Origin of the sequence: Mycobacterium sp. 1482292.6 (assembly GCF_001672995.1) — a bacterium.
GTDB lineage: Bacteria > Actinomycetota > Actinomycetes > Mycobacteriales > Mycobacteriaceae > Mycobacterium > Mycobacterium europaeum_A.
This window is the reverse complement of record NZ_LZKV01000058.1, coordinates 1-3,319: the sequence shown is the minus strand read 5'-3', so window position 1 is coordinate 3,319 and position 3,319 is coordinate 1. Positions and strand designations below refer to the sequence as shown.

3 protein-coding genes and 1 pseudogene are annotated in these 3,319 nt (G+C 68.5%); 3 read left to right on the top strand and 1 reads right to left on the bottom strand.

Annotated features, from left to right (window positions below):
- Positions 1–66, bottom strand: a pseudogene (locus A5624_RS28025) (hemophore-related protein); the annotation flags it as partial.
- A gap of 391 nt (positions 67–457) precedes the next feature.
- Here A5624_RS28025 and fdxA point away from each other — a divergent pair.
- The 3 genes from fdxA to A5624_RS05095 form a co-directional block, all read left to right on the top strand.
- Positions 458–784, top strand: a complete 327-nt coding sequence (gene fdxA, locus A5624_RS05105) for a ferredoxin (protein WP_066862545.1) — start codon at positions 458–460, stop codon at positions 782–784.
- Between the two features lie 41 nt (positions 785–825).
- A complete protein-coding gene (gene dapC, locus A5624_RS05100; RefSeq protein ID WP_156748720.1) occupies positions 826–1,911 on the top strand; it encodes a succinyldiaminopimelate transaminase in 1,086 nt (361 codons plus the stop codon).
- Positions 1,912–2,023: 112 nt separating this feature from the next.
- The coding region (locus tag A5624_RS05095; RefSeq protein ID WP_156748824.1) for an APC family permease at positions 2,024–3,319 on the top strand (1,296 nt) is incomplete at its 3' end.

Sequence of the window (3,319 nt, the reverse complement as noted above, 5' to 3'; positions counted from 1 at the left end):
CGCGGCGCTCAACGCCACCGCCGCGCTGCCAACCGCAACGCCCAATTTGCTCAACGACAGCCTCATGTGTGGACACCTTCCCCAGTTAATGCACCGCTATTACGGCGAGAACATCTGCCCAGCGGTTGCCGTCCTTCGGTTGAGATTACCAGGCCCCGCGAGCGTGCCTGCAACACAACGGCTATCGCACGCCACCGCCCGGGCGTTACTCTTCGCAGGTCAGCGGCTTGTCAGCGGTGTTCGCCGTCGGCGAAACGGGGGCCGGTCACAGGCTCCGAGACTGTCGGTCTTAAATCGGTATTTCGACAGGCGCGCCAAATGGTTGACCTGTATCTGCAACGTCTAGTATCAGTAACCGAAAGCTTCACCGGATGCGGTCGGACGCGCGCCGGTGCGAGCTGAACGCCCAGCCCACAGTTGAGCCCAGCAGCTGGCCTAGTACATGGAGGAGACGTCTGTGACGTACACGATCGCCGAACCCTGTGTCGACATCAAGGACAAAGCCTGTATCGAGGAGTGCCCCGTCGACTGCATCTATGAAGGCGCTCGGATGCTCTACATCCACCCCGACGAATGCGTCGACTGCGGGGCGTGCGAGCCGGTCTGCCCCGTCGAAGCGATCTACTACGAAGACGATGTGCCGGACCAGTGGAGCCAGTACACGCAGATCAACGCCGACTTCTTCGTCGAGCTGGGATCGCCCGGCGGCGCGGCCAAGGTCGGCTTGACCGAGAACGACCCGCAGGTGGTCAAGGATCTGCCGCCGCAGGGCGAGGGCGACTGAGCGGCCCGGTGCCCCACCAGCTCAAAAAGCGCCGGCCGGCGGTGTCGGCGGCCCTGCCCGAGTTCCCCTGGGACACGCTGGCCGACGCGAAGGCGCTCGCCGGCGCCCACCCGGACGGCATCGTCGACCTCTCGGTCGGCACCCCGGTCGACCCCGTTGCCCCGGTGATCCAGGAGGCGCTGGCCGCCGCCGCGTCGGCGTCGGGCTATCCCGCCACCGCCGGCACCGCCCGGCTGCGCGCATCGGCGGTCGCCGCGCTGGACCGCCGGTTCGGCATCACCGGGCTGGGCGAGGCGGCCGTGCTCCCGGTGATCGGCAGCAAGGAGCTCATCGCCTGGCTGCCCACGCTGCTGGGCCTGGGCCCCGCGGACGTCATCGTGGTGCCGGAGCTGGCGTATCCGACCTATGACGTCGGGGCCCGGCTGGCCGGGGCGCGGGTGCTGCGCGCGGATTCGCTGACCCAGCTGGGTCCGCAATCGCCGTCCTTGTACTACCTGAATTCGCCGAGCAACCCGACCGGACGTGTCCTGGGCGTCGATCACCTGCGCAAGGTGGTCGGCTGGGCCCGCGACCGGGGCTGCCTGGTGGCCTCCGACGAGTGCTATCTGGGGCTGGGCTGGGACGACCAGCCGCTGTCGATCCTGCACCCCTCGGTCTGCGACGGCGACCACACCGGCCTGCTCGCGATCCACTCCCTATCGAAGAGCTCGTCGCTGGCGGGCTACCGGGCCGGGTTCGTCGCCGGGGACCCCGAGCTGGTCGACGAGCTGCTGGCCGTGCGCAAGCACGCCGGGATGATGGTGCCCACGCCGGTGCAGGCGGCCATGGTGGCGGCCCTCGACGACGACGCCCACGAACTGGCGCAGCGGCAGCGCTATGAGCGCCGCCGCGCGGCCCTGCTGCCCGCCCTGCGCTCGGCCGGCTTCACCGTCGACCATTCCGAAGCCGGCCTGTACCTGTGGGCCACCCGCGGCGAGCCATGCCACGACAGCGTCGCCTGGCTGGCGCAGCGCGGCATCCTGGTGGCCCCGGGTGATTTCTACGGCCCGCGCGGTGCGCGGCACGTTCGGGTGGCGCTGACCGCCGCCGACGAGCGGATCGCCGCCGCCGTGCAACGACTCGCTTAGCGGGCGATCCGGCCCGGCGTTTCCGCACCGCCCGGGCCCCAGGAGAGCGGCGAGCGTGCACAATGCATCTTCAGGCGTTCCACGTTCTCAACCTCGGGTAAGGACGGTGCTCGTGACCAGTTCGACCGGCAAGCTGCGCATCCCGCTGTCGCTGGGGGACATCGCCAAGCGGGTGTTCCTGGGCAAGCCGCTGATCACCGAGGACATCGCATCCGAGAAGTTGTCGAATCAGGTTGCGCTGGGGGCTCTTTCGCCCGACGCGGTGTCCTCGGTGGCGTATGGCCCCGAGCAGATCCTGATCGAGCTGTTACCGCATGCGGGGCTGGCCGCCTTCCTGCTGTTGCTGCCCATCACCGGCGTGATCCTGCTGATCCTGGTGCTGGTGGCCGCCTCGTATCGGCAGGTGGTCATGGCCTACACCCGGGCGGGCGGCTCGTATATCGTCGCGCGCGACAATTTCGGACCGCGGGTCGCGCAGATCGCCGCCGCGGCGCTGCTGATCGACTACGTGGTCACGGTCGCCGTGCAGTCGGCCGCGGGGACCGTCGCGGTGGTCTCGGCGATTCCCGCGCTGGGCCCCTACAGCCTCGAACTCACCGTCGCCGTGGTGCTTCTCATCTGCTACGCCAACCTGCGCGGCCTCAAGGAGGCGGGATTGCCGTTCGCGGTGGCGACGTATTCCTTCGTCGTCATGGTCGCCCTGACCATCGTGGTCGGCGTCGTGCGCGCGGTCATCGGAAACCTGCCCATCTACGACCCCACGCATATGGCCGGGACCGTCCCGGTGCACCAGGGCAACGGGCTGGTGCTGGGCGCCACGATCTTGGTGCTGCTGCGTGCGTTCGCCAACGGTGGTTCGTCGCTGACCGGGGTCGAGGCGATCTCCAATACGGTCGAGTACTTCCGAAAGCCCCAGGGGCGCAACGCGCGCCGAGTGCTGACCGCGATGGCCACCATCCTCGGCCTGCTGCTGGCCGGCGTCGCCTACCTGGCGCACGTCACCCACGCGACGCCGTACCTGACCGAGTACCCGTCGGTCCTGTCGCAGATCGGGCGGGCCGTCTTCGGCAACGGCGTTGTCGGCGACGTCTTCTATGTCCTGGTCCAAGCGGCAACGGCCGCCATCTTGTTCACCGGCGCCAACACCAGCTTCAACGGCTTTCCGGCGCTGGCCAGTTTCGTCGCAGACGACCGCTTCCTGCCCAGGCAGCTCACGAAACGCGGTCACCGCCTGGTGTTTTCGAACGGGATCATCACGCTGACGGCGCTGTCGGTCGCGTTGCTGGTGGCCACCGGCGGGTCGGTGAATGCCCTGGTGCCGTTCTATGCGATCGGGGTGTTCACCGGCTTCTCGATGGCCGGCTACGGCATGACCAAACACCATCTGACGCATCGGGAACCGGGCTGG